Source organism: Clostridioides sp. LIBA-7678 (assembly GCF_056716065.1).
The window spans coordinates 508492-533985 of sequence record NZ_CP196987.1 but is presented as its reverse complement, the minus strand read 5'-3'; the positions used below and the strand labels follow the sequence as shown (position 1 = coordinate 533985).

At 29.2% G+C, this 25494-nt stretch carries 27 protein-coding genes, 1 pseudogene and 1 riboswitch; of the genes and pseudogenes, 10 read left to right on the top strand and 18 right to left on the bottom strand.

The window, feature by feature from the left end:
* Nucleotides 1-274: 274 nt before the first annotated feature.
* From ACTG46_RS02825 to ACTG46_RS02805, 5 genes are all read right to left on the bottom strand, one after another.
* Nucleotides 275-1114: a PTS system mannose/fructose/sorbose family transporter subunit IID gene (locus tag ACTG46_RS02825; protein WP_054269035.1), complete on the bottom strand. Its 840-nt coding sequence runs from the start codon at nucleotides 1112-1114 to the stop codon at nucleotides 275-277.
* 23 nt (nucleotides 1115-1137) lie between these two features.
* Nucleotides 1138-1896 carry a PTS mannose/fructose/sorbose/N-acetylgalactosamine transporter subunit IIC gene (locus ACTG46_RS02820; RefSeq protein WP_054269034.1) on the bottom strand — a complete coding sequence of 253 codons (759 nt, stop codon included), beginning with the start codon at nucleotides 1894-1896 and terminating at the stop codon, nucleotides 1138-1140.
* Between the two features lie 45 nt (nucleotides 1897-1941).
* Nucleotides 1942-2415, bottom strand: coding sequence for a PTS sugar transporter subunit IIB (locus tag ACTG46_RS02815; RefSeq protein ID WP_054269033.1), 474 nt, complete (start codon nucleotides 2413-2415; stop codon nucleotides 1942-1944).
* A 23-nt stretch (nucleotides 2416-2438) separates the two neighbouring features.
* Complete coding sequence (locus ACTG46_RS02810) at nucleotides 2439-2846, bottom strand: PTS sugar transporter subunit IIA (RefSeq protein ID WP_054269032.1); 408 nt, start codon at nucleotides 2844-2846, stop codon at nucleotides 2439-2441.
* Nucleotides 2847-2911: 65 nt separating this feature from the next.
* Complete coding sequence (locus tag ACTG46_RS02805; RefSeq protein ID WP_223152973.1) at nucleotides 2912-3970, bottom strand: galactitol-1-phosphate 5-dehydrogenase; 1059 nt, start codon at nucleotides 3968-3970, stop codon at nucleotides 2912-2914.
* A gap of 392 nt (nucleotides 3971-4362) precedes the next feature.
* On the opposite strand from ACTG46_RS02805, the gene ACTG46_RS02800 reads away from it, so the two are divergent.
* On the top strand, nucleotides 4363-5043 hold the full coding sequence (locus ACTG46_RS02800) for a phosphoribosylaminoimidazolesuccinocarboxamide synthase (RefSeq protein WP_021382918.1): 681 nt from the start codon (nucleotides 4363-4365) through the stop codon (nucleotides 5041-5043).
* Nucleotides 5044-5182: 139 nt separating this feature from the next.
* On the opposite strand, the gene sugE is transcribed toward ACTG46_RS02800, so the two are convergent.
* Nucleotides 5183-5503 carry a quaternary ammonium compound efflux SMR transporter SugE gene (gene sugE / locus ACTG46_RS02795; RefSeq protein ID WP_054269030.1) on the bottom strand — a complete coding sequence of 107 codons (321 nt, stop codon included), beginning with the start codon at nucleotides 5501-5503 and terminating at the stop codon, nucleotides 5183-5185.
* Between the two features lie 67 nt (nucleotides 5504-5570).
* A riboswitch (guanidine-I (ykkC/yxkD leader) is annotated at nucleotides 5571-5676 on the bottom strand.
* A 203-nt stretch (nucleotides 5677-5879) separates the two neighbouring features.
* Between sugE and ACTG46_RS02790 the strand changes: the two genes are divergently transcribed.
* Nucleotides 5880-6707 carry a carbon-nitrogen hydrolase family protein gene (locus ACTG46_RS02790; RefSeq protein ID WP_054269029.1) on the top strand — a complete coding sequence of 276 codons (828 nt, stop codon included), beginning with the start codon at nucleotides 5880-5882 and terminating at the stop codon, nucleotides 6705-6707.
* 204 nt (nucleotides 6708-6911) lie between these two features.
* Here ACTG46_RS02790 and ACTG46_RS02785 read toward each other — a convergent pair whose 3' ends face one another.
* Nucleotides 6912-7049, bottom strand: coding sequence for a 4Fe-4S binding protein (locus ACTG46_RS02785; protein WP_479923561.1), 138 nt, complete (start codon nucleotides 7047-7049; stop codon nucleotides 6912-6914).
* A 230-nt stretch (nucleotides 7050-7279) separates the two neighbouring features.
* Between ACTG46_RS02785 and ACTG46_RS02780 the strand changes: the two genes are divergently transcribed.
* The 4 genes from ACTG46_RS02780 to ACTG46_RS02765 all read left to right on the top strand — a co-directional run bounded on the left by ACTG46_RS02780 (nucleotide 7280) and on the right by ACTG46_RS02765 (nucleotide 12400).
* On the top strand, nucleotides 7280-7954 hold the full coding sequence (locus ACTG46_RS02780) for a response regulator transcription factor (RefSeq protein ID WP_479923560.1): 675 nt from the start codon (nucleotides 7280-7282) through the stop codon (nucleotides 7952-7954).
* Entirely contained in the window at nucleotides 7942-9102 is a 1161-nt protein-coding gene (locus ACTG46_RS02775) for a sensor histidine kinase (protein ID WP_479923559.1), read from the top strand. Before ACTG46_RS02780 ends, ACTG46_RS02775 begins: the two co-directional genes overlap by 13 nt.
* Nucleotides 9103-9269: 167 nt before the next feature.
* The gene (locus tag ACTG46_RS02770) at nucleotides 9270-9938 is read left to right on the top strand and encodes an ABC transporter ATP-binding protein (protein WP_479923558.1); all 669 of its coding nucleotides are present in this window, start codon (nucleotides 9270-9272) and stop codon (nucleotides 9936-9938) included.
* A gap of 2 nt (nucleotides 9939-9940) precedes the next feature.
* The gene (locus ACTG46_RS02765; protein WP_479923557.1) at nucleotides 9941-12400 is read left to right on the top strand and encodes an ABC transporter permease; all 2460 of its coding nucleotides are present in this window, start codon (nucleotides 9941-9943) and stop codon (nucleotides 12398-12400) included.
* Nucleotides 12401-12480: 80 nt separating this feature from the next.
* On the opposite strand, the gene ACTG46_RS02760 is transcribed toward ACTG46_RS02765, so the two are convergent.
* The 8 genes and pseudogenes from ACTG46_RS02760 to ACTG46_RS02725 form a co-directional block, all read right to left on the bottom strand.
* Nucleotides 12481-13860 carry a HAMP domain-containing sensor histidine kinase gene (locus ACTG46_RS02760; protein ID WP_479923556.1) on the bottom strand — a complete coding sequence of 460 codons (1380 nt, stop codon included), beginning with the start codon at nucleotides 13858-13860 and terminating at the stop codon, nucleotides 12481-12483.
* A 63-nt stretch (nucleotides 13861-13923) separates the two neighbouring features.
* The gene (locus ACTG46_RS02755) at nucleotides 13924-14616 is read right to left on the bottom strand and encodes a response regulator transcription factor (RefSeq protein ID WP_479923555.1); all 693 of its coding nucleotides are present in this window, start codon (nucleotides 14614-14616) and stop codon (nucleotides 13924-13926) included.
* 230 nt (nucleotides 14617-14846) lie between these two features.
* On the bottom strand, nucleotides 14847-15956 hold the full coding sequence (gene tnpB, locus ACTG46_RS02750) for an IS200/IS605 family element RNA-guided endonuclease TnpB (protein ID WP_479923554.1): 1110 nt from the start codon (nucleotides 15954-15956) through the stop codon (nucleotides 14847-14849).
* 22 nt (nucleotides 15957-15978) lie between these two features.
* A pseudogene (locus ACTG46_RS02745) lies at nucleotides 15979-16047 on the bottom strand (transposase); the annotation flags it as partial.
* A 573-nt stretch (nucleotides 16048-16620) separates the two neighbouring features.
* Entirely contained in the window at nucleotides 16621-17358 is a 738-nt protein-coding gene (locus ACTG46_RS02740) for a lantibiotic immunity ABC transporter MutG family permease subunit (protein WP_479923553.1), read from the bottom strand.
* On the bottom strand, nucleotides 17355-18125 hold the full coding sequence (locus tag ACTG46_RS02735) for a lantibiotic immunity ABC transporter MutE/EpiE family permease subunit (RefSeq protein ID WP_479923552.1): 771 nt from the start codon (nucleotides 18123-18125) through the stop codon (nucleotides 17355-17357). The genes ACTG46_RS02740 and ACTG46_RS02735 overlap by 4 nt, the downstream gene beginning before the upstream one ends.
* Nucleotides 18122-18826, bottom strand: coding sequence for a lantibiotic protection ABC transporter ATP-binding protein (locus ACTG46_RS02730; RefSeq protein WP_054275799.1), 705 nt, complete (start codon nucleotides 18824-18826; stop codon nucleotides 18122-18124). Before ACTG46_RS02730 ends, ACTG46_RS02735 begins: the two co-directional genes overlap by 4 nt.
* A gap of 264 nt (nucleotides 18827-19090) precedes the next feature.
* The gene (locus ACTG46_RS02725; RefSeq protein ID WP_479923551.1) at nucleotides 19091-19603 is read right to left on the bottom strand and encodes a hypothetical protein; all 513 of its coding nucleotides are present in this window, start codon (nucleotides 19601-19603) and stop codon (nucleotides 19091-19093) included.
* A 204-nt stretch (nucleotides 19604-19807) separates the two neighbouring features.
* On the opposite strand from ACTG46_RS02725, the gene ACTG46_RS02720 reads away from it, so the two are divergent.
* On the top strand, nucleotides 19808-20065 hold the full coding sequence (locus tag ACTG46_RS02720; RefSeq protein WP_054269014.1) for a hypothetical protein: 258 nt from the start codon (nucleotides 19808-19810) through the stop codon (nucleotides 20063-20065).
* Between the two features lie 119 nt (nucleotides 20066-20184).
* Nucleotides 20185-20808, top strand: coding sequence for a uracil-DNA glycosylase family protein (locus tag ACTG46_RS02715; protein WP_479923550.1), 624 nt, complete (start codon nucleotides 20185-20187; stop codon nucleotides 20806-20808).
* A 231-nt stretch (nucleotides 20809-21039) separates the two neighbouring features.
* Here the strand turns inward: ACTG46_RS02715 and ACTG46_RS02710 are convergent, their stop codons facing one another.
* The 3 genes from ACTG46_RS02710 to ACTG46_RS02700 form a co-directional block, all read right to left on the bottom strand.
* Complete coding sequence (locus ACTG46_RS02710) at nucleotides 21040-21819, bottom strand: EFR1 family ferrodoxin (RefSeq protein WP_479923549.1); 780 nt, start codon at nucleotides 21817-21819, stop codon at nucleotides 21040-21042.
* A gap of 68 nt (nucleotides 21820-21887) precedes the next feature.
* Nucleotides 21888-22313, bottom strand: a complete 426-nt coding sequence (locus tag ACTG46_RS02705) for a MarR family winged helix-turn-helix transcriptional regulator (protein WP_074179993.1) — start codon at nucleotides 22311-22313, stop codon at nucleotides 21888-21890.
* Nucleotides 22314-22324: 11 nt separating this feature from the next.
* Nucleotides 22325-23002 (bottom strand): flavodoxin family protein, encoded by a 678-nt coding sequence (locus ACTG46_RS02700; protein ID WP_479923548.1) that lies wholly within the window; start codon nucleotides 23000-23002, stop codon nucleotides 22325-22327.
* 237 nt (nucleotides 23003-23239) lie between these two features.
* Between ACTG46_RS02700 and ACTG46_RS02695 the strand changes: the two genes are divergently transcribed.
* Both ACTG46_RS02695 and ACTG46_RS02690 read left to right on the top strand, forming a co-directional pair.
* Nucleotides 23240-23626 carry a BlaI/MecI/CopY family transcriptional regulator gene (locus ACTG46_RS02695; RefSeq protein WP_054269009.1) on the top strand — a complete coding sequence of 129 codons (387 nt, stop codon included), beginning with the start codon at nucleotides 23240-23242 and terminating at the stop codon, nucleotides 23624-23626.
* A gap of 2 nt (nucleotides 23627-23628) precedes the next feature.
* The gene (locus ACTG46_RS02690; protein ID WP_219673842.1) at nucleotides 23629-25428 is read left to right on the top strand and encodes a BlaR1 family beta-lactam sensor/signal transducer; all 1800 of its coding nucleotides are present in this window, start codon (nucleotides 23629-23631) and stop codon (nucleotides 25426-25428) included.
* Nucleotides 25429-25494: the final 66 nt, after the last annotated feature.

Below are 25494 nucleotides of genomic sequence, written 5' to 3'. Positions count from 1 at the left end.
AATTATTTATAATATATTAATTACATGTAATTGCTATCTTTTTGAATCAACTTAAAATTTCATGTACAAATAAAAAAGTACCTCATCTAGATTAAAAATCTTTCTGAGGTACTTTTTAAAAGATTATATACTCTGTATAATGTGTATAATCTTAAAAATTGCTCTATTATGAATTTAATTTACCCTAATTACTATACCTTTTATTACTACTTCTATTATAAATTTAATCAATCTATTTATAATCCTCTTTGAAACATACAGTATATACATTTATTTAAAATAATCCCACAATACCTGTAATAGCTCCCACTACTATTAATATAAACATTATTTTTATTGGAGAAAGTCCTTTCTTTAAGGCAAAAAGTACTAATAATGTAAGTACCAAAGGAATTAATCCTGGAAATATCTTATCAAGTAAATCAGTTTGAAGACTAAATTTAAAATCTCCACTAGTATAACTTATTGGTGTGGATAAATTAATAAATCTACCTACAAGTCCTCCCATAACTAAAGTACCTAGTATAGAAGCTCCCTCTATAACCTTATTTACTATCCCACCTTGAAGTATGCTTTCAACAGCTTTTTTACCATACTTATATCCATTTGTCCACATTCCATAAGAAATTGAAGTCATTATTACATATTGAGCTATTACAAATAATATAGGTCCTGCAATTGATGCTCCTCCCTCAGTTAAACCAATACAAACAGCTAACACTATTGGTGTTATAACTCCCTGAGTTAAAGTATCACCAATACCTGCTAATGGACCCATCAAACCTGTTTTTATTGCATTCATACCATCTCCACTTATCTCATCTGCACCATTAGCCTTTTCTTCCTCCATTGCTATTGTTATTCCATGTATAACACATCCACATATAGGCTCTGTATTAAAAAATGCCAAATGAGTTTCAACTTCTTGTTTTAACTCTTCTTTATCTGGATATAGTTTTTTAAGTACTGGTAACATTGAATGTGAAAATGCTGTTGATTGTAATCTTTCATAATTATAATTAGACTGCGCAAAGAAAAACCATCTTAACCATGATTTTATTACATCCTTCTTGCTTAACGTTTTCTTAGACACTTCACTTTTTATATCTGACATAATATTTTCCCCCTCTCATGTATTTAAGATGTAGCACTATCTTTTCCGTACTTGATTGAAGTAATTGTAAGAGCAAGTATTACCCCAATAACAGATATTACTATTATATCTACTTTAAAATAAACAGCCATTAATATCCCTAATATGAAAAAAGGCATAGTAAATTTATTACCAATCAATTTTAAGTTCATAGCAATTCCAAGTGCTGGTAACATAGCTCCAATTACATTAAATACATGAAGTACATTATCATTCATTACTTCCAACATCCCATCTATGGCATTTGGTCCAAAATAAACAACTAATAATGCAGGTATAAAACTCATTGCAAATAATAGTATCTGTGGAGGGACTATGTTTATAAATGCTACTTTGTCAACATTCCCCTTTTGAACCTCCTTATCAGCCCAATGTGCAAAAAAAGAATTTACTGTCATCTTTCCAATCCAAAGAACAGTTGCAACAGTACCTAATGGAACTGCTATCGCCATTGCAGTACTTACATCTAGCTTAGATGCTATAGCTAAAGCAGTCCCCACATATCCTGCAAAAGCTGGGTCTCCCATTTGAGCCCCCCCTGCTGATATAAATCCTAAATATATCATATTTATACCTGCTCCTATAATTGCACCTTGAACAGGGTCTCCTAATATAATTCCTGTTACAAATCCAGCTAACAAAGGTCTATTCCATGTAAAAAATCCAACATAAGTCAACCATGGACTCCAAGAAAGATAATAAAAAATTGCTATTAATACTGCCTGAATTAATGAAATTTGCATAGACTTCCTCCTTATATACTCCTAAAGATTCACAAGATAGTATTTTTATAATAACGTTCCTACATCAATTTTTTTTGCATCTGGTACTATTTGTATAAAACACTTAATATTCTTTGATATTAGTTCTTTAAATATTTCTTTTTCTTCATCTGATACAGATATATTTTTATAAAAACTTCTTCTTCCAAGTCCAGCTCCCATACCTCCAACATTTAACTCTTTTAAATCTACTCCATTATTTACTAGACCCAAAATAGTTTTAGGGTATTTAACTAAGACTATTAAATTTTCATCCCCATTATATGATTTTAATACCTCAGCACCTGATTCTACATCATGTACCTCAACCTTAACAGTTGATGGTGCTGCCATTTGTAAAACTTGAACTATGAATGGGTCTTTTACAACCAAATCGTCTACTATTATTATCCTTTTTGCTGATGTAATCTTACACCAAGCAGTAATAACCTGACCATGTATTAATCTATCATCAATTCTTGTTAATGCTATATTACTCATAATAATTCCTCCAGATTTTTATTTTATATATTTAAAACTGCTTTTACATCTTTAATTCCTGATATACCAACTTCTTCACATAAATTTTTTAACTCTTTTAGTTTCATATTTTCTCTATTTAAAAATAATTCTAAAAGCATAGGTAAATTTACACCTGTTAAACATTCTAATTCACATACTTTAGCAAATTTATTTATTACAATAGCAGATGTATTAAATGGAGTTCCACCATAAAAATCAAGCAATAATAAAACACCTTCATCTTTATATTTTTCAATTCCATTTTCTAATCTTTTACTAAAATCATCTATACTGTCACCATGGTTTAATCCTAAAGTTTCCACTTTTTCCTGTTTGCCTACTATTAATTCAGCACTTTCCAACATTGCCTTAGCCATATTTCCATGTGCAGCTATAACTATTCCTGCCATATGAATCATACCTTTCTTAACTAAACTTTTTATATAAATTTAAATTATTACTTTAATACTATAATCTAATTAGCTACATTAACCATTATCTTACCAAAGAAAATATCTCTTTTGTATATTTTTTCAAAATAAGATGGCACTTCCTCCAAGTTTATTCTATGTGTTACTAATTTTTCAACATTCATATCCCCTTTCTTCATATGATATAACCCAGCACTCCATTCTTTTCCTGGGAATGGGAATGAATTTCCAAACCAAGTTCCTTTTACAGTCAATTCACTTCGTACTATCTTCTCAAATTGTTCTCTAGTCAAAGCTACATCTCCATATGGCACTCCTGCATACAACACTGTCCCCCCCTTTTTAGCTAACAACAACACTTGACCACATGTCATTGGAGTTCCTGCTGATTCAATAACAACATCTGCACCAGCATCATTAGTTAATTTTTTTACTTCCTCTATAAGATTCTTGTCTTTTGCATTTATACAGATATCTGCCCCTAACTCTTTTGCTAGTTCTAATTTTTCATCAAACACATCCACAGCTATTATTTTCGTAGAGCCAAATATCTTTGCCCATTGTATTGAAAATAATCCTATTGGTCCTGTTCCAAGTACTACAACAGTATCTCCAACTTTAGTCTCTGACCTAAAAAGACCATGCCCTGCTATACATACTGGTTCCAATGCAGCAGCTGTCTCATAGCTTATTTCATCTGGTATTTTTATTAAATTTCTTTCTTTTAACTTTGTATACTCAGCAAAGCATCCTCCAAGCTCTTTATTTCCTATTATTGATACATTATTGCATCTTGAATATAGTCCTTTTTTACATTCATCACACTCAAAGCATGGCATAGCTGGGCAAACAGCAACTCTATCTCCTATTTTGAAATTTTTTACCTCTGAACCAATTTGAGCTACCTCTCCAGAAAATTCATGACCTAAAATTTCTCCCACCATATGTGGACCTGTCTTTGAATATTTTGATATATCAGAGCCACATATTCCAGCTACTTTTACTTTTACTATCACATCATCGTTTTCTAATATTTTTGGTACCTCTACATCCTCAACTCTTGTATCTCTTATACCATAGAATCTAACTGACTTCACTACCATTCACCCCTATTGTTTATTTTATTTAAATATACATTCATGTTCTATATGTTAAATATATTAAGCAACTTCCATGCCAATATATGTAAATACTGTTTTCATGCGATTTATCAGATTATCATTAAATGTGTGTCAAAGTGTGTCAATTTTTTTTTATATGAAGCCTTATGTGTGTCAATATAAATGACACTCACCTTCTGTGATATGTCTTATATCATAAAATCTATAAAATGTACTTTTTTTATTATTTTTACAAAAATGTTCGGAAATTTTACTACTATTTGTGATATAATATTAAATATAAGGTATCAACATAAATCTTCATGCGAATATCAGAACTTTTTTGACACTAATGCCTTATTCAATATAATAATTTAACTTTTTGGAGGTTGTTTATGAAAAAAGTGTATCAAGGAAAAACTAAAGATGTTTTCGAACTAGATAATGGAAATTACTTATTAAAATTTAAGGACGATGTAACTGGTAAAGATGGTGTATTTGATCCAGGTGAAAATAGTGTAGGCCTAAGTATAGATGGAATTGGTAGAGCTAATTTAGAAACATCTGTTAAATTCTTTGAAATTCTAAACAATGCTGGAATTAAAACTCATTATGTAGGTGCTAATTTAGAAGAAGCAACTATGGAAGTTCTACCAGCAAAAGTTTTTGGTAATGGATTAGAAGTTATTTGTCGTTATAGAGCTGTTGGTAGTTTCTTACGTCGTTATGGTTCATGTGTTGAAGAAGGAGCTAAACTAGATTGTTATGTAGAAGCAACTTTAAAAGATGATGACCGTTGTGACCCACTTATAACATCTGAAGGTCTAGAAGCTTTAAATATTATGACTCAAGCTCAATTTGATTCAATGAAAAGTATGACTCAAAAAATTTCTAATATAGTTCGTGATACTATAGCTGAAAAAGGACTTGAGCTTTATGATATCAAATTTGAATTTGGATTCTACAATGATGAAGTAATATTAATAGATGAAATAGCATCTGGAAATATGCGTGTTTATAAAGATGGTGTAATAGTTGACCCTATGGATTTAACTGCTCTTTTATTAGCAAAATAATACATAGTATATACATCTAATTTTCAAATATAATAAACTTGTAAAAAAGAAAAGCTATGAAGTAAAGAATTTTTAAATGTAATTATCTTAAGACATTTAGAAAATCTTTACTTTCATAGCTTATTTAAATTAAGTTATTCTAATTAGTAGACAACAACTTTAGACCTACAATCCCCACAACAATAAGACCTATACATGCAATTCTAGCTATACTGATAGGCTCATTTAATATAGCAATCCCTACAATAGCTGTACCAACTGTACCAATGCCAGTCCATATGGCATATGAAGTTCCAAGTGGAAGATGTTTAAGTGCTAATGATAAAAAGTAAAAACTGACAATCATTCCAACAACAGTAAGTATGCTTGGAGTTAATTTAGAAAATCCATGAGAATTTTTTAGTTGAAAAGCCCAAAAAACTTCAAACAAACCTGCAATAAATAAAAATAACCATTTCATAAAATCATCCCTCTTTTCAAATATCTCTTTTTTTACCAATAAAATAACCTGAGAAATATTCTAAAATATCTCCCAGGTTTTTATCCTTCCGTGTTCACAACAAAACTATGTTGTGGGTTTTATCTCGGACCAGACCAATCCTTAATAATTGCGGAACCCTATAAAACTCTATTAATTATTCTATTGTATTTATAATACTATCAACATATATAAGAAAAGTCAATATATGGATATAGCCCATAATCATAATAATATCTACATATTTTTTTAGATACACTTATTTATTTTATTTATACCTATTTATAAGAATCTAATAATATCTAATTTTTATTTAATATGTTATAATAACATAAAAATATTGAAAGGAGTAATTTCTATGAATTCCTATAAAATTGCAGTATGTCAGATGATGACTACAGAAAATAAAATTGAAAATATCAATCATGCTGTAGAAATGGTAACGGAAGCTGCCATCAATGGAGCTAAAATTGTGATTCTGCCAGAAATGTTTAACTGTCCATATGAAAATAAATACTTTCCTAAATTTGCTGAAGAATATCCAGGTGAAACGACAACGATATTGAGTGAATTAGCTGAAAAGCATGGAATTTATCTGGTGTCTGGTAGTATACCTGAATTAGAGGATGGAAAAATCTATAATACTTGCTATGTATTTGATAAAAGCGGAACTCTAATTGGAAAACATCGTAAAATGCACTTATTTGATATTGAAGTTACAGGAAAGGTTAGCTTTAAAGAATCAGATACTCTTACAGCAGGAAATGATGTTACTGTAATAGATACTGAATATGGAAAAGTTGGTATAGCTATTTGTTATGATATTCGATTCCCTGAATTATCACGTTTAATGGCTCTTAAAGGTGCTGAAATCGTTATCTTGCCTGCTGCATTTAATATGACTACTGGCCCTGCTCATTGGGAGTTATCTGTAAGAATGCGTGCTTTAGATAATCAGATATTCTATGTTGGTGCTGCACCTGCTAGAAATAAAGATGCTTCCTACATAGCTTTTGGCAATTCAAGAATTTCAGACCCTTGGGGAAAAATTATCGCTCAAGCAGACGAAAAGGAATGTATTATTTATGCTGATATTGATAGAGATTTAATTCCTGAAATAAGACAACAGTTACCTTTGCTTAAACATAGAAGAACAGACTTATATGAACTTAATACTTTGAAATAATAAACATAAGAGATGAGGCTGTTGCATGAGCAAATTAAATCTGCTCTGCAATAGCTCTCTCTAGTTGTACTCTAACAAACACTACTATTTTCACCATATTTCATAGTTTTGACTTAGCAAATAAATCATTATTTTATTATTAACTCTATTTACTTGATGAGATTTCTATTGGTTTGGAGATATACACTTTTTAGGACATATAAGTTAACAAGCTCCACAGTCAACGCATACAGATTCATTAAGTATTCTTTTTTCTTCTAATTTTGTTATACATCCAACCTTACATACTCTCTCACAAGAGTCACAACCTATACAATTATATTTATTAATTCTTCTTGGCATAATTCTCTCCTCAAGTTTAAAATAGTTTCCCATTTCAACAAGTATTAAATCTAAAATATGTCTTCATTTAAAATTACCAACAATCATATGCTTGATTTATTTAATACCTCAAAATATACTAACTTTAATGATTAAATTTTGATATACACCTAGAAATTTGAGAATTTATTGATATTTTTATACTAGAATAAGCATACTTTAAAGACTTTTATTTAGAAAGGAGAATTTTTATGAACAATAAAATACTTGTTGTAGATGATGAAGAAGGGATAATAACACTCTTAAAAGATTACTTTGAAATGAACGATTATGAGGTCTTCACTGCTCAAAGTGGAAAAGATGCATTAGAAAAAATATCCATGAAGCCAGATATTATTTTACTTGATATAAATATGCCTGAAATAGATGGGATTGAGGTTTGTAATAGAGTTAGAGATTATGTATCATGCCCTATTCTATTTCTTACTGCTAAGATTGAAAATACTGATAAGATAAATGGCTTTCGTGCTGGTGCTGATGATTATATTGTAAAACCTTTCGACTTAGATGAACTTGAAGCTAGAGTGTCTGCTCATTTAAGACGAGAACAAAGAAAGTCTAAACAGACCAAAATTAAATTTTATAATAATTTAGTAATAGATTATGAAAAAAGGTCAATTTCTATAGATAACAATCAAGTCTCACTTTCGAAAAAAGAATTTGATATAGTAGAGCTTCTCTCCATGAATCCTGGTCAAGTATTTGATAGAGAAAGAATTTATGATAGAATCTGGGGATACAATAGTAATGGCAATAGCGATGTTATAATGGAGCATATTAGAAAAATAAGAATCAAATTATCAAAATATACTCTTGAAAATTACATAGAGACAGTATGGGGAGTTGGTTACAAATGGATAAAATAAATAATATGTCACTAAAAAAGTCTTTCTTTTTTCTTACTTTATCTTCACTAATTATAGCATCAGTACTTACAGCTCTATCGTACATTTTACTTAATAATATATATAACTCTATACAAAATAAGTATTTAGGTACACCTCTACATACAGGAACTATAACTATACTACAAAATAATATTAACCAGTTTAGTGATTATGATAAAACATTACTTAATGCAATTAGCACACTTCAACTTGTGCTTCCACTTGTATTTTTTATAGGATTTTTATTACTGGCTGATATAATTTTTTATAAGATAAAATTGAAAACACCTATTGAAATACTCAACAAAGGTGCAATTGAAATATCTAAAAATAACTTAGACTTTTGCTTAGAATATAAAAATAATGATGAATTAGGTAATCTCTGCAATGCTTTTGATAAAATGAGGTCAGAACTAAAGAAAAATAATATAAAAATGTGGACTATGATTAATGATAGGAAACAGCTCAATACTGCTTTTTCCCATGATTTAAGAAATCCTCTAACCGTTCTAAAAGGTTACTCAAATTATTTAATAAAATACATACCAACAGGAAAACTTAGTGATGAAAAGATTTTATCAACTACACAACTTATGTCCGAGCATATTAATAGAATTGAATGTTATGTAGAGAATATGAGTAGTTCTCAAAGATTGGAAGATTTAGTTGTTTCAAAAGCTCTCTTGAATATAGACAAGTTCATAAAAAAATTAGATAGAAATCTATCTATCATTGCTAAACAAGAAGAAAAATCTTTTACACTTAAAAGTAATATAAATAATATAAATCTATTGTTTGATGAAAATATTATTTTCAGAGTTATTGAAAATATAGTATCAAATGCTTTTAGATATGCGAAAGATAATGTATCTATACTCATATATTTTGAACAAGAACTTCTTACATTTGTAATTGAAGATGATGGGATAGGATTTAGTGAAGAATCTCTAAAATCAGCCTTAAAACCTTTTTATAGAGATAAGACTTCAAATAACAACAACTTACATTTTGGTATGGGTCTTTATATATCTAAAATATTATGTGAAAAACATGGTGGCTCTATTTCCGTTGAAAATAACGTATCCAATAGTGCTAAAATTACAGCTAAATTCTCAACAAAAAATTAAAACAATTTTACAATCCCCCACTGCTCTTCTATAAGTTTTTGTTAATTTATAATTTATAGACTATATCTTTTTGAAATAAATTTTTAAGTAAATAAAATTGAGAAACTGAGAAAAAATTGAGTTTTAAAACTTACACTCTTCTTATATAGAAAAGGAGAGTGTTTTTTATGATTATAAAAACAAAACAATTATCAAAAACATATGGTTCTGACAACAATAAAGTTATTGCACTTAATAATGTCAATTTAGAAATAAACTCAGGAGAATTTGTTTCTATAATTGGTCCTTCTGGAAGTGGAAAAAGTACGCTTTTACATATCTTAAGTGGTTTGGACAACCCTACATCTGGACAGGTGTTTCTGGATGATAAAGATATATATAAATATAGTGAAAAGGAATTATCTGCTCTTAGAAGAAAATCCTTTGGATTTGTTTTTCAACAGTTTAATCTTTTACCTGTTCTTACAGCATCAGAAAATATTTTAATGCCTGTACTTCTAGATAAAAAACAACCTGATAAAAAATACTTAAATGAAATCTCATCATTACTTGGAATCACAGACAGACTTCACCATCTTCCTCATGAACTTTCAGGTGGTCAGCAACAAAGAGTTGCAATTGCAAGAGCACTTATTGCAAAGCCAGATATAGTATTTGCTGATGAGCCTACAGGAAACTTAGATAGTAAAAGTGGTAGCGAAGTTATGAATCTTCTTATCAAAACCTCAAAACAGTTTGGTAAGACTTTAGTTGTAATCACTCATGATGATAGAATTGCAAAACTTGCTGATAGAAGACTTTCAATTATTGATGGCGCACTTATGGAGGTGGAATAATAATGAAGAGTTATCTTTCACTTTCAATAAAAGAATTAAAAAGCCAAAAACTTATGACTGCGCTTATTATTATCGCAATAGTACTATCAACCATTATGACGACTGTGATTGGACAGTCAATTGCTATACTTCAAAATTTAAGAATTGAACAAGCTCGCTCTTTTAATGGGGATAGGCATGTATCCTTTCATCAACTTACCAAAAATCAAGTTGATAAAATAAAGAAAGATAGTAGAATTTATCAAGCTGGTACTTCAATAGCTCTTGGTACTAGTAAAATAAAGGATTCTGGTATCTCTGTACTTGTAAAAGAGTATGATAAAATAGGACTTTCCAACTATCCAAAGTTAACGAAATTAAAGTCTGGAAATCTTCCTAAAAATGATAATGAAATAGCCTTAGATGAAAATACGCTAAAACTTATGGGTATAAAACCAAAACTAGGTATGACAGTACCTATGAATTTGGATATTTCACTTTTAAAAGATACTATACCAGCATATAATTACACAGCCAACTTTAAATTGAGTGGTATTTTAGAAGATGATTATACAGGATATGCAAGTGGCATAGTAAATGGTATTGTAGGCAAAGGCACATCAGAAAATTTTCTGCCTAAGAGATATGCCTTATCTTCATTAGATTTTAAAGTAAAACAACAAGACGAATTTCAAGAAATAGTGAATCAATTAGCTAAAAATATAGGTCTTCCTCACGATTCAATTCAGTATAATTGGATTTATTTAAATGCACTTGGGATACAGTTTGAAAAAGATAATTCTAATGATGATAGTATATCTATTATTATATTGGTATCTTTATTCGTTGCTTTATTAGTTTTATTGGCTTCAGGACTTGTAATCTATAATATTTTAAAAATATCTGTTACAAAGAAGATTAAAGAATATGGATGTCTAAGAGCAATAGGTGCTGAACCAAAGCAACTATATAAGCTTATTATTTTACAAGTTTTAATCTTATGTGCTATTGCTATACCTATTGGAGTTATAGTTGGAATTATATCTTCTGAAAGCATAACTACAATGGTAACTAATATCTTAAACCCAAGTATACTTCTAGCAAATAATAATACAGAAATAACTGAGCTTATACATAAGAACTCAAATGCTTATCTATTCCCATTATTAGTAAGTTCTAGTATGTCGTTGATTTTTTCACTTATTTCGGCATTACCATCAGCAATATACGCTTCACATGTATCTCCAAAAACTGCTATGGCTGGTACTACTACTAAAATCAAAAGAAAGATTAGAAAAGAAAAAACAATAAAAAACTTTGAAAGACATCTTGCATGGTTAAACTTAAAAAGAAATAAAGGAAGAACTATAATAACTATACTCTCTTTATTTATGAGTATAACAGTATTCGTTGCACTGAGTGAGTTTTCTAGTGTATTAGATGTATCTAAATCAGTAAGTAGTTTAAAAGAAGGAGATTTCTCCTTAACAAACGAAATAACTGGTTTTGATAAATCCACTCTAGATAAAATAAACAGCATGAAAGATATTAATCGTACTTCTTTTATAAAATACTCAGAATACAAACAAGAGGAAATAGATACAAATATCAATTTTGAAAATAGTGGTGATATGTTAAAAATCATTGGAATCGATGAGCAAGCCTTAAAAGATTGTATGCCTTCTATTACAGATTCTACACTAGAAGATTTCAAAAATGGTTCTATTTGTTTTATAAAAAATCCAGTTGCGATTTCTACTCCAGGTATAAAAACTAAATATACAAGCCTAAAGCCAAAGGACAGTATTACAATAAATAAAAAGCAACTAGAAATATATAATACAATAGATAAAATGTTTATTTTACAAGGTAAGGGTTGGCTAAATGGTGTTGATATTATTGTATATGATTCTGTTTATGATACTTTGACAAACAAGGACAAGTTCAATCAAATAAACATTTATGCTAAAGATAAGTCAGATTTAGAACAAATAAGATTATCTATAGAACAGATTTGTAAAAACAACCCAGGTTCTCATTGGATATCATATATCGAATCAGACAAGCAACTCAAAGAGAGTTTTAAACAAATAGAATTTCTAGCATGGGCAGTAATCCTGTTTGTGGGCTTGATTGGTACTTTAAACATAATTAACACAACTAATACAAATATAAATACTAGAATTAATGAGATTGGGGTTAAAAGAGCTATTGGTATGAGTAATGGTAGCCTCTATAAGATGTTTTTATGGGAAGGTGCTTACTATGGAATTTTCGCAGCCATATTTGGTTCTATTGCTGGATATGCCAGTGCCATTATCATAAACATGGCAACTATAGAAAAACTTGATTTTGCTAATATACCAATTTTTTCAATCTCACAAGCTACTCTTGTTTCTATACTTGCATGTATAATAGCCACTCTTATTCCATTAAGAAAAGTCAAAAAGATGAATATAATTGACTGCATAGATATTAATTGAAATTTAAGAAAGAGGAGGCATAATATCCCTCCTCTTTTGATTTAAAATATATAAGTTAAATTTATAAAGCTTTTAAGTAATTAAGAGACATGCCAAAATATAACACATGCCCCACCTGATTTTGAATTTTCTATTTTGACAGAACCTCCAAGCTGTTCCACTAATTGCTTAACAATATAAAGTCCAAGACCAGAATGACCACCTTTAGTCTGTCTAGCCTCATCACCTCTATAAAACTTATCAAGAGCCTTTTTCAAATCTTTAGAACTAAACCCACTACCAGAATCACAAATCTTATAATAGATATAGTTTTTTTCAGCTTCTACGATGATGTTAATACTACCACCTACTGGAGTGTATTCTAGACTATTGGATATAATATTATCAAAAATTCGTGTCAATCTATCAACATCTATTTGAACTGGAGATTGTATATTATCCTGTATTTTTAAAACAAGCTTGATTTCTTTTTGATGAGCCTGTAATTCATAGCCCTGTACCTTTTGTTCCAAAAACTCAGGTAAATTTACAGGGATGAAGTTCAATTGTATATTTGATTTTTCCAAATCAGAAGTGTATTGCATTTTCTGAACAAGAGATGCACTTTTTTCTGTATTTTCTCTTATAACTGTAAGATACCTATGTAATTTTTCGTTACCCTCTAAATTATTGTCAATAAGTGCATCTGTATATCCCAAAATAATAGAAAGAGGAGACTTCAAGTCATGTGCTAGAGCCTCTACCATCTCAACACGTTCCTGTTCCATTTTCCACTGTACAGATAAAGATTTCTTTAATTCATCCTTCATTTCAGAAAAAGCACTGCAAAGTTCTCCAAGTTCATTATCTGAGTAGTAGTCGATTTCAAAATCAAGGTTCTTTTCTCTTATCTTCTTGGATGCATCGATTAAGAGATGTACTGGTTTATTGATATTTTTTACAAAATCTTTAGAAAACCATATAGTAAACCCAATAATATATAGAAATGGAGAGAATAAACCAGTTGCAATAATTACACCTATAAATTTCCCCCTATTATTTGCAAATGTAACTTTTACTACATAGGATAGAATAACAGCTCCCTCAACCTTCCCATTGTCATCTTTGATAGGAATAGTATAGATATAACTTCCTTTATGAGAAGTTTTTTTGCTAAAATTGCTAAACAATTCTTCTTTTGTCTTGAATGGTTTTTGTGGATTAGTACTATACAAGACATTGCCATTATCATCCACAACTTGATATAAAATCCCATTCCCATGAATAACACTTTTTAATTCGTCTTCATTCGATTGAGATAACAAGTCTATGTTTTTTTCATTAACGTATGCCTCAATTCCAGAAACTTGCCTCTCATAGTAATTTGCTGGATAAATGTCTTTATTTAATGAATATATAAACAAGTAAATAGCAAACACATAAGTAATTACTGTCGAGACTATACTAGCTACTATAATCAAAAGAAAGGTGCGCCTGAATTGTGTTATAAGTGATTGATTTTTCATTTAATATTTTCTCCTCCCTTACATTTTATTCCACTTATATCCAATTCCCCAAACTGTAGAAATATATTCTTTTTCTGGCATCACAGCGGCAAACTTAGCTCGTATTTTTTTAATTCGTTCAACAACAGTTGAAGAATCGCCCTCAGAATCGCATCCCCATACTTTTTCATAGACTTGTTCTCTAGAAAAGACTTGTCCTGCATGGAGTGCTAGTAGTTCAACAATATCATACTCTATTTTAGTTAAATCAATCTCCTTACCATCAATTTTAACTGTACGTTCCCTCATACATAGACATAACTTTCCAAAGTACAATGTAGAGCGTTTGTTCTCTTCATTGATATACTGTGACCGTTTTTCCCTACGCAAATTGGCTTCAATTCTTGCCATAAGTTCACGTAGTCCAAAAGGTTTTGTTATATAATCATCCCCTCCAAAGGTCAAGCCCTTGATTTTGTCAGTTTCTGACTGCTTTGCACTCAAAAATATAATTGGACACAAGACATCATCCCTAATTGCCTGACATACTTCAAAACCATCTATTTTAGGCATCATAATATCTAGTATGATAAGGTCGGGCTGTTTTTTTGATAACTCTATACCAGTCTGTCCATCATAAGCTATCAATACTTCATGCCCTTTTCCCTTTAACTCGTCCTCAAGTAACATTACTAAGTCTACTTCATCATCAATAATCAATATTTTGCTCAATATAACACCACCTTTCTTTTAATAGGAAGGTAAGTATTAAAGTAATATATATCTACTCGCAATTTTTCCTTCCTTCCCATATTTTAAACCAAGTAACCCCTCCTCTGAACCTCCCATGACTAAAGTCACAGGGTTCCTGTTTCATAGAATCTTGCATACTGAAATATGTCTTACCAATTCTCCACAGGCTATCCCCATAGTTCCTACGGTTCTTACATAAGTTATTTATTTTAAACTGTTATTAGTCTTAATCCTTCTTTTAATATATTTATACTTGCATTTATATCTCTATCGTGAGTTTCATTACAACAAGGACAAATCCATTCTCTTATGCTTAAATTCTTCATTTCCTCGTTTTTGTACCCACATTTATTGCATATTTGTGAACTTGCAAAGAATTTACCTACCCTTACAATTTGTCTACCATACCAATTAGCCTTATATTCTAATTGACGAACAAATTCTGACCATGACACATCAGAAATTAAGCGAGATAGTTTACTATTTCTAGTCATATTTTTTACCTGTAAATCCTCTATGCAAATAATATCATTCTCTCGTATTAATTTAGTAGATAGTTTTTGTAGAAAATCCTTCCTTTGATTAGCTATATGTTCTTGAAGTCTTGCAACTTTTAATCTTGCTTTATTTCTATTTAAACTACCAATTGTTTTTCTCGATAGTTTTCTTTGTAATTTAGCAAGTTTATTTAATGACTTCTGAAGATACTTAGGATTTTCTATAAAGTCTCCACAACTTGAGATACAAAATTCTTTAATTCCTAAATCTAAACCTATCTGATTATTAGTATTTTCAAATGCTTCAATATCTATATCAGTACAACATAATGATACATAATATTTACCACTTGGTTCTTTGGATATAGTAGCATTAAGTATTCTTCCTTGAGGTACTTGTTTATCCCTTACTTTAACCATACCAAGTTTAGGTAATTTTATATATTGACTACAGTACATAATATTTCCATTTGTAAAGTTCGTTCTATATGAAAATCTATTAGTTTTTTTTGATTTAAATTTAGGAAATCCTGTATTTTCCTTAAAGAATTTTTTATATGCGTTTTCTAAATCTTTTAAGGTGTTTTGTAGTGAAAATTTGTCAGGTTCTTTAAGCCACTCTAACTCTTTTTTTAAGTTGGTCAAATCAGAACTACACTGTTTATAAGTAAAAGTTTCTTTATCATTTTCATAAACTTCTATTTTTTTAGCAAGATATTTATTATATACAAATCTACAACATCCAAAAGTTTTGTTAATTAACTCTTGCTGTTTTTTATTTGGATACATTCTAAACTTATATGCTTTTTCCACTACTATCACCTCACTTTACTTGTTTTTTATGATTATGTAATACTGGATGTCTATATTTTACACACCATACTATATGGTATTTTACTAAATATACATATCCAAGTCACTTCCATTTTTCATTATCCACTCTAATATTAACAAGTACAATTTTTTAAAACAAGTTTTTTGAAGGTTTTTATATTTATTTTTAAATAACATATGTAAGAACCATAAGTCCTAACTTTTATCATTTTTGAGGTTGTCGTTCACATAAGTTCGCTACTACCTATGCAGTTCTCTTATGAACTTCTTACACTTTCATGTAAGCACAGACTATATCTTATCCTTCAGCATTATCTGTTAAGGCCTACCCACTTCCACTACCAATAGCTTGTAGTGTACTTCCCTTAAGAGGAATAGTCGTTGAAGTTTCTCCTACTTAGGAGCTTACCTGCTGATTGCCCATTTTAAAGTACTTAGGGTTTAACCTTATACCATCTAACCAATTTTTTCTACTTTCGTAACTTTCACACTTAGGTTTATTTCATCCTTATGTTTTAGTTTGGTTAGCTTTAGGGGTTTCCAGCAATTCAAGTAGTATTGGATAGGTTCTATCCTATCTCTACATATAAGTTTCCCTATATGCTGACTATTTTAGCTACTAACTCACGACTAAAGTCACAAGTGTGCGTAGCTATTTTTTAATCAAGAATATAATCAGACCTATTACTACAGCTACAAAATGTATAGTAGCTGATTGTATCATTTCAGAATAAATCACATCATTTGGAATATTTCCAGTTCCTTTAATAAAATAAGTTCCTGGAAGCATACCCAATTTTACTGGCCATGTCCAAGGTACAAATGGGCCAATTTTTGAACCCACATTTGTTAGACCAAGTATTGCTGCCATTAAAATTCCACCAATACTAATACCAATAGATGCACCCATTCCCCATGCAAAACTAACCCAAAGATGAATAGCTAATAGTGGAAGCGTCCCAATCACCACAAGTCCTGCTGCTGACAGAAATAACCTTATTGTTGCTCCATATGGCACTGCAATATTCATACCTATACAGAGTATCAATGTAGCAATAAATGTGCATACAGTTAAGCAAAACAGAAGAAAAAGAAATTTCCCAAGATATAATCTAACACGAGAAATACCTATGCATAAAAAACCATTAAAATTTCCAGCGAGCTCTTCCTCATATACTATAAATCCAGATAAAATACCTACTCCAATAGGAATGATGAATACAGTCCATATGGTAAAAAATCCTTCAAAAGCAAATGCTTGTGTACTCCCAGATTTGATTGAGAGATAGGCAACCACACATAATGAAAAAATAACAGGCATAAAAAGAGTAAGCCATCGGACGGCTGTTCTCTTTGTTCGAAGCCATTCTGATAATAAGAGTTTTATCATTTGTCATCCCTCCTACTAAACCAAACTGCAGTAAGTGCTGTTAATACTAGAAACACAACCAAAGAAACAACAATCCCAATAGGAATTACTGAAGTATTCAAAAGTGGGTCTCCAGCTTCTAATATAGTACCATTAGGATGTAAGTTAAGGATTGGACACACTATCCTAATTGCCCAACTCCATGGTACTGCAATCCAAAATGATTTTGTCGCAGTAAGGACACCCAATATCATTCCTAAAAATCCAACTCCCATGCTTAGGAACATACCTTTCCATGTAGCTACCCATAGCTGAATTGGAAGTATAGCAAGAGAAACAACCCAGCATACAATACTTGCCCCTATAATCTGTCCAAAAGGAATTGGTCCAGCTTTCAATATTAAACCAGTTATAATTGTTACAACTATTAAAACTAGTGTTGAAATAAAACTGTAAACTGCCATCGCCATAACTTTATTAATCCAAAGCATCATAGGAGACACATTGCGTGTACATAAAGCACGATAATTTCCAGCTTTTTTTTCCTGTGCAGCTACCAAAGTAGCAAACAATGCAAATCCAATAGACAGAAACATAAATGACCACCAATTAAAAATTAATGCTAAAAGACTTTGCCACTCCCAAGAATCTGATTGGGATAATGGATTTTGCATAAGTGTTGATTGCATTATAAGTGCATACGCTGCAAAAGATACTGGGAAAAAAATAATAAGTTTTCCCATAAATGTTCTTTTATACTTTAAAAGTTCTGATTGTAAAGCATTCATCTGTTTTGTCCTCCTTTAAGAATAACATTTGAAAAGAATTCTTCTAGATTTTCATTAGGGTCAGGTATTCCTTGAAATAGTAATCGTCCTCCATTTATAATTCCTATATTATCTACAACTTGAGCAACCTCTGAAAGAATATGGCTAGAGAGAATTACAGTTATACCTTTTTTTGGAAAAGAAGCAATCAACTCACGAAGTTCTTGAATTCCAAAAGGGTCAAGCCCATTAGTTGGTTCATCTAGTATTAACAGTTCTGGGTCACTCAAAAGTGCAATAGCTATTCCTAACCTTTGTTTCATCCCCATAGAAAATTGTGAAGCTCTCTTTTTCCCTGTGTTTTTCAAGTTTACTATTTCTAATACCTCATAAATTTTATCTTTAGGAATTCCCAAAATTTTCGTATGTACTAATAAATTTTCCTCTGCTGTAAGATTCCCATACAAAGAAGGGGATTCTATTAAGGCACCAATTTTTGCAAGAGATTCTCGCTTCCAAAGTTTCCTATCAAAAATAATACGTCCATCTGTTGGACGAAGAAGACCAACAAGCATTTTAAGTGTGGTAGACTTCCCCGCACCATTTGGACCTAAAAGACCATAGATACTGTTTCGCTCAATTTGCAAAGAAACATTGTTAACTGCCATTTGTTCCCCATATCTTTTTGATAAATTTTTTGTTTCAAGAATTAAATCTTTCATATTTATTTCTCCTTTCTTGTAATTCATGAATTTCTGTTACTAAGAGAATACTAACATGAAAAAATAACAATTCTATAACAGCTATCAGTTTTAATAAATTTTAAATAAAAAAATAGAGTTGCCAATTTTATTTTGACAACTCTATCTAAATTTATGTTTAACATTTATATTAGATTTAAACTTAATTGTATTAGACTTAGACTTAAACTTATTCCTTATAATTATACTAGCCTTAAATTTATTCTATAATTTTTAAATCATGTACTAATCTATTAATTCATATTTCTTTAGACATCTAACATAGTTTGCTACTAGATAATAATTATTTATATCATATTTATCTAATCCTCTAAAGGCAGTTATCTCATCATTAAGCTCATCACTACCCTCTACAAATACACATCCTGTTTCAAATTCCATACCCACTGTAATTGTACAACCACTATAAATTTCTTCTTGTGCATCGTATAATTTTTTTGCATTCCCTTCATTTTGAATTGTAAATACAATAGGCTTTAATTCTGCATTATTGGTAATCTTTTCTGAGAAAGGCTTATTTAATTTAATATTATTGATAATTACATCCTTAAACTCTTCTGAACTTTCTTCCTTTACAGTATATTTTTGTTTTAAAAACTCTATTACTTCTGAAATAGGTTTAGAATTTACTTTTAAAGTATCTTTATATTTTTCATATACCGATTTCCATTGTTCAATCTTTTCTTGAGATACTTCTTTAGTATATGTACTTACTTTTTCTTGTGATATTTTTTTCATTAAAATTTTTCCTTTGAGTCTATGTAATCACATTTACATATTTTATTTAAAATTATATATCTGTAACTTATTCATTTTGTTACTAGTATAATACTCTTAAAAACTTTACAAATCAATTTAATTTTGCTACCTTTTATTTATAACAACTTATAGTCCATTTCTCAACTATTTTCAATAACTTACTTTTATAAGGAGGTTTTCTTTATGATTTTAAATAGAACTGAGCTTTTCCGAGGATACTCTTTAGATAGATTTAATGAGATATGCAGTATATTGTCAGTAAATAAAATTAAATATAAGTATAAAGTAAGGAACAATACTTACTCTAAAGGGTCTTTTTCAAATAAAATGATTCTTGGAAATTTAGGACAAAAAGAAGATTTTTCTTATGAGTACTCAATTTATGTACATAAAGATGACTATGAACAAGCAGATGCTCTAATAAATTCTAAATTTAGATAAGGTTATTAATTAAACATGACATTCTGTTGTCGTATTTGATATGTTATTATGTTTTAAAATTATATACTTTAAAACTATTTTTATAGTATTTAAAGCTTTAGACTAAGGAGATACATTATATGAAAACAAATATAAAATCAACTTTAAATGAATTTATTAAGCAGAATAATCTTTTTGATAACGACAAAATAACATCATATCTTCCTAATATAACAATAGACACAGATACCATAAAAACTATTATGATTAATGAAGTTGTACCAAATAACCCTAATGACGATTTTTACAGTATAGATGAAGATGCTGATTACTTAAAAACCACTATCCCTTTATTCAACAATGCAGGTATAGAAGTATCTAATATAAATGATATTTTAGATATGGGTATCTATATAACCAATGCAGTAAAGCTCCCTAAATCAGAGTATACAATAACTAGTAACACAATTAAATTACACATGCCTATTTTAGAAGAGGAAATTAAATTATTCGATAATTTAGAAGTAGTGATGTTGATGGGAGATGTTGCAAAAAAATCTTTTAACATGATTACTAAAAAACATACAAAAAAGAATGCTATCCCTTCTATCTCAACATATAAACTTCGTAACAATGAACTTTATTATGATAAATTAAGAATATTTCCATCCTATATCATGACTGGTGGAAACATATTGATTGAAAAGTCAAAGTTTGAAATGGCATCAGAGGATATAAAAAAAATGGTTGAGATTATAAAATAATAGATACCAATTTAAATAAACAATAAGCGCCTCAAAAACTTTTATTTATGAGGCGCTTTTATTTTCATGTTAATAATCTTATATATTTATATATCATTCTTTTTAATCTCTACTATATTATACGATTACATATTACTATTTATAATCCTCTCATAAGATTACTGTATTTTTCTCTTTATTACTCTAAAATTTTTATTTAATAAGATAGTTATTAATACAAGTTAAATATATCTACTTATCTAAAAACATCTCCTTAACAGTAACATCTGGATGATGATACTTCTTTCTATCTGTTAAAAACGATTTTTTTATATTTATAGCCTCTTTTGGACACCAGTGAAAACAAGCTAAACATCTTTCACACTCATTACCCCATTTTGGCTTTTTATCAACTATACTTATATTGTCTACAGGACAAACCTTTTTACATGTCCCACATCCATTACATTTACTCTCTGCAAAAAATTTAGTAGTTGCAATTTGCATATTCTTCCCTACTAAACGAAGCATAACACTATCTATATATGACTTTAAATTATTCTTTCCTTCTATACTTCCATTTTCAGAATTATTGATATACTTTGCAATTTCAGATACTCTATTAGTTAAATTCCTTAATCTCTCTTCTTCAACATCTAAAGGTGTTGTCAAAGCGTTGCCAGGCATATCAATTATAAAACCAGCTGATAATTTTTTGCCCTTTTTCTTAAGCAACTTATCTATAGTAAACAAACTATGTCCAGCTACTCCATTACAAGTGGCAATAGCATATATATGAGTATTACTATTAAAATTTAATTTATCTACAAAAGATTTTACTATATCAGGAGCATTAGCAAAATACACAGGAAAAACGATTATTAGTATATCTTCATTTATATCTATATTTTGCTTTTTTCTATGTATAGCTAATGGTATTACTTCCTTATTTTCATTTAGCATCCCTTTTAAAGCCTTAGAAACTACTAAAGAGTTCCCTGTGCCAGAAAAATAATAAATCTTAGAACTCATTCTTATCCCTCTTTCTATCATTTTGTATCATTAATAGTTAAAAAGACTTCTTAAAATAGAGTTTGTATCTACTTTCCAATTCTATCTAAAATCTTAGCAAACAAGGGTAACTCTTCATCAGAAATAGATTTAAATGTCTCTACTGCATACATACTTGCAATTTTATTTAATGGTTCTTCTAATTCTCTACCTAAATCTGTTAAGAATATTTGAAACTTACGTCTATCTTTAGCATCTACTTTACGTACAATCAATCCTTTATTTTTCATAACATCTAAGATTCTTGTAGTATTGGATTTATCCTTACATGATTTTTCACATAAATCTATCTGAGAAATTCCATCTTGTTCCCATAGAAATCTTAATAACGCATAATGATCAGCTGTTATATCATATCCATTTTGTTTAAACATTTTTTTCAAATCATCTTTTACCTTCAATGAAGTACTTACTAGCTTAGTTGTAACTTCATATAGTTCCTCAAAATCTTTCATTTTACCTCCATTTAGATAATCCCTTGCGCCTCCCATCTATCAATTATTCCTTTATATTGCTCAATATTTTTAAAAGCCATTGGCTTTAAAACAACATTCATAGCAATAAAGTTATAGATTTGAGAAAACACAGGCGGATTTTTATTTTCCTCTATGCAATAAATAAATTTTTTAGATACTTTTTGTATCTTTAATTCTACTCTTTCAGTTATAGGATTCTGATTAAATCCAGTTTTTATAGATAAATTACCACAGGTGTAACCCCCAGAATCTAATATCATCGATTTCATAAAAGAAATTGCTCTTGAACCACGAGCATTTTCATATGTAGTAACTGCTATACATGGCTTACGATACAATAATCTTTCCAACATCATATGTGCTCTATCTGTAAATACCTTGAAAAGCCCAGTTACACTACTTCCATAAGTAGGGCTACCAAATATAACACCATCACTCTTAGTAATTATATCATGAATGTACTCTACTTTATCACTTTGATTAATACACTTCCCCATTTTATAACAATTTAAACAACCAATACAATACGATGGATTGACTTCACTTAAATCAAAATAATTAATTTCTACTGTTGGAATTAATCTTTCAATATCTTTGCACAAACAAGTCAAAACCTTCGATGTAGCCCCATTTTTTCTAGGACTTCCATTTATAACCGTGATTATCATTTCTATATCCCCCTTTTTAGTTGTTATATCAACAATAAGTATATCAACTATATTTTTAGCTGTCAATATACACATTTATTTAACTTAAAGCTATACTTACACAACTCAACTAAGAATTAAATTTAATTATATCTAGTTATTTAGGAGTTATAAATGAGCTGTTTTTACTAATTGACAAACTAAATTAATGATAATATACTTTATATATTACAAATGTAAGTATAAGGAGGTATAATCATGAAAAAAGTACCACAAATTTCAGAAGCAGAGTATCAAGTTATGAAGATTGTTTGGAAATATGCTCCTATTAGCACTAATGAAGTAATTGAAAAATTAGTAGAAACAAGTACATGGAGTCCTAAAACTATTCAAACAATGCTATTGCGATTAGTTAAAAAAGGAGCTTTAACATATGAAAAAAATAGTAGAGTTTTCGTTTATACTCCACTTGTTAAAGAAGAAGAATATGTAGCTACAGAAAGTCGTTCTTTCTTAAATCGTTTTTATAATGGTGCTCTTAATTCTATGGTGCTAAACTTTTTAGAAAACGATAAACTATCTGAAGATGATATTGAGGAATTGAAAGAGATTTTAAACAAAAGGGTGACTAAGGAGGATAAGTAAATATGTATGCTCCATTCTTTATACGATTCCTATTCAGTACATTAACCCTATCATTATTAATTGTTGCAATTTTATTTATTAAAAAGATATTTAATAAGCACATTTCTGCAAAATGCCACTATAATATTGGATTTATATTGCTTATAACATTAATAATTCCATTTATCCCTCTTAAATACATTAATCTTGGAAATATGCTTAACTATCTATATGGTTTTACTCAAATTGAAAATAATACTGCTAATACTTATATAATAAAAAATAGCTCAAATAGTATTATTAATCACTCAAATACATTAAAGGATTTTTCAGTATCTCTGAATCAATCTAATTTTGATAGTTTAAATATTTTATTATTAACATTATGGATGATTGGTATTTCAATTATGATAGTTATCACGATTCATTGTAATTTTAAAATAAGAAATATGAAAAAATCTGCACATATTTTAGATGATGATGAGATAGTTTTACTATCTGAACAATGTAAAAAAGATATTGGTATAAATAAAGATTTTATATTATGTAAATCCTGCATCATAAATACACCTATTACATTTGGATACTTTAAACCACATATTATATTACCAGATAAGTCTATATCTAAATTATCTTTAAAAGATATAAAATATATTTTACTTCATGAATTACAACATTCTAAAAATAGAGACATATTGATAAATTATATAATGTGTTTTTTCCAAATATTATACTGGTTTAACCCTCTTGTATGGTATGCTCTTAAAGAAATGCGAGTAGACCGTGAAATTGCATGTGATATTTCAGTTCTAAAGAAACTTGATAAAGATGATTATATAGAATATGGACAAACACTAATAAACTTTGTAGATAATATTTCAAAACCCTCTAATCTCACACTTACATCAGATATTGGTGGGTCAAAACAACAAATTAAAAGGCGATTATTGAAGATAACAAATTTTCATACTGAGTCAAAATTTTTAAAACTAAAAAGCCTTTTAATTTTTACATTGATTGCTTTAATTGTATTTGGAAATAGCCCTACATTATCCATTATGGCGGATGTTAATGAAGAATATAAACCTACAAATAGTCAAACTATGTATGAAGACCTAAGCAAATACTTTAAAGGTTTTGATGGAAGTTTTGTTATGTATGATTTAAAATCCAATCAATATCATATTTACAATGAGGAAAAAAGTAAAAAAAGAATTTCTCCAAATTCTACTTATAAAATTTATAGTGCTTTATTGGGATTAGAAAATGGGATTATAACAAAAAATAATTCATACATCCCTTGGGATGGAAAACTTCATTCTATTAACTCTTGGAATAAAGACCAAGACTTATTTTCTGCTATGGAGAACTCCGTAAATTGGTACTTTCATTATCTAGATAAAAAAACAGGTATAAAAGATATACAAACTTATCTTAAACAGATTAAGTATGGTAATTGTGATATTTCAGGAGGTATCTCACGTTTTTGGCTAGAATCCTCATTAAAAATTTCACCTATTGAACAGGTAAAATTACTTAGAGATTTCTATACAAATAAGTTTAATTTTAAAGATAAAAATATAGAAGCTGTAAAAGATTCATTGATAGTATCAAAAAAGGATGGTGTCTCACTTTCTGGCAAAACAGGCACTGCTACTATAAATGGGAAAGATGTAAATGGTTGGTTTATAGGTTATGTAGAAAAAAATGAAAATACTTATTTCTTTGCTACAAATATCCAAAGTAAAGATTATTCTAATGGTAGTTTAGCAGCTAAAATAACATTATCTATATTAAATGACAAAAAAATCTATAACTTCTAATATATTTACTATAAAACCTAAAAACTTCACATAATTTTCATATGAATTATCTATTAAATTCATACA

Bases quoted from the DNA above. Each gene is read 5' to 3' on its own strand.
- ACTG46_RS02710 (WP_479923549.1), bottom strand. From the start codon at position 21,819: ATGAGTTCTAAGATTTATTATTTTTCTGGCACAGGGAACTCTTTAGTA.
- ACTG46_RS02825 (WP_054269035.1), bottom strand. From the start codon at position 1,114: ATGTCAGATATAAAAAGTGAAGTGTCTAAGAAAACGTTAAGCAAGAAG.
- ACTG46_RS02740 (WP_479923553.1), bottom strand. From the start codon at position 17,358: ATGATAAAACTCTTATTATCAGAATGGCTTCGAACAAAGAGAACAGCC.
- ACTG46_RS02765 (WP_479923557.1), top strand. From the start codon at position 9,941: ATGAAGAGTTATCTTTCACTTTCAATAAAAGAATTAAAAAGCCAAAAA.
- sugE (WP_054269030.1), bottom strand. From the start codon at position 5,503: ATGAAATGGTTATTTTTATTTATTGCAGGTTTGTTTGAAGTTTTTTGG.
- ACTG46_RS02725 (WP_479923551.1), bottom strand. From the start codon at position 19,603: ATGAAAAAAATATCACAAGAAAAAGTAAGTACATATACTAAAGAAGTA.
- ACTG46_RS02735 (WP_479923552.1), bottom strand. From the start codon at position 18,125: ATGAATGCTTTACAATCAGAACTTTTAAAGTATAAAAGAACATTTATG.
- ACTG46_RS02805 (WP_223152973.1), bottom strand. From the start codon at position 3,970: ATGGTAGTGAAGTCAGTTAGATTCTATGGTATAAGAGATACAAGAGTT.
- ACTG46_RS02780 (WP_479923560.1), top strand. From the start codon at position 7,280: ATGAACAATAAAATACTTGTTGTAGATGATGAAGAAGGGATAATAACA.
- ACTG46_RS02775 (WP_479923559.1), top strand. From the start codon at position 7,942: ATGGATAAAATAAATAATATGTCACTAAAAAAGTCTTTCTTTTTTCTT.
- ACTG46_RS02770 (WP_479923558.1), top strand. From the start codon at position 9,270: ATGATTATAAAAACAAAACAATTATCAAAAACATATGGTTCTGACAAC.
- ACTG46_RS02720 (WP_054269014.1), top strand. From the start codon at position 19,808: ATGATTTTAAATAGAACTGAGCTTTTCCGAGGATACTCTTTAGATAGA.
- ACTG46_RS02790 (WP_054269029.1), top strand. From the start codon at position 5,880: ATGAATTCCTATAAAATTGCAGTATGTCAGATGATGACTACAGAAAAT.
- ACTG46_RS02820 (WP_054269034.1), bottom strand. From the start codon at position 1,896: ATGCAAATTTCATTAATTCAGGCAGTATTAATAGCAATTTTTTATTAT.
- ACTG46_RS02690 (WP_219673842.1), top strand. From the start codon at position 23,629: ATGTATGCTCCATTCTTTATACGATTCCTATTCAGTACATTAACCCTA.
- ACTG46_RS02815 (WP_054269033.1), bottom strand. From the start codon at position 2,415: ATGAGTAATATAGCATTAACAAGAATTGATGATAGATTAATACATGGT.
- ACTG46_RS02695 (WP_054269009.1), top strand. From the start codon at position 23,240: ATGAAAAAAGTACCACAAATTTCAGAAGCAGAGTATCAAGTTATGAAG.
- ACTG46_RS02715 (WP_479923550.1), top strand. From the start codon at position 20,185: ATGAAAACAAATATAAAATCAACTTTAAATGAATTTATTAAGCAGAAT.
- ACTG46_RS02705 (WP_074179993.1), bottom strand. From the start codon at position 22,313: ATGAAAGATTTTGAGGAACTATATGAAGTTACAACTAAGCTAGTAAGT.
- ACTG46_RS02810 (WP_054269032.1), bottom strand. From the start codon at position 2,846: ATGGCAGGAATAGTTATAGCTGCACATGGAAATATGGCTAAGGCAATG.
- ACTG46_RS02700 (WP_479923548.1), bottom strand. From the start codon at position 23,002: ATGATAATCACGGTTATAAATGGAAGTCCTAGAAAAAATGGGGCTACA.
- ACTG46_RS02730 (WP_054275799.1), bottom strand. From the start codon at position 18,826: ATGAAAGATTTAATTCTTGAAACAAAAAATTTATCAAAAAGATATGGG.
- ACTG46_RS02800 (WP_021382918.1), top strand. From the start codon at position 4,363: ATGAAAAAAGTGTATCAAGGAAAAACTAAAGATGTTTTCGAACTAGAT.
- ACTG46_RS02785 (WP_479923561.1), bottom strand. From the start codon at position 7,049: ATGCCAAGAAGAATTAATAAATATAATTGTATAGGTTGTGACTCTTGT.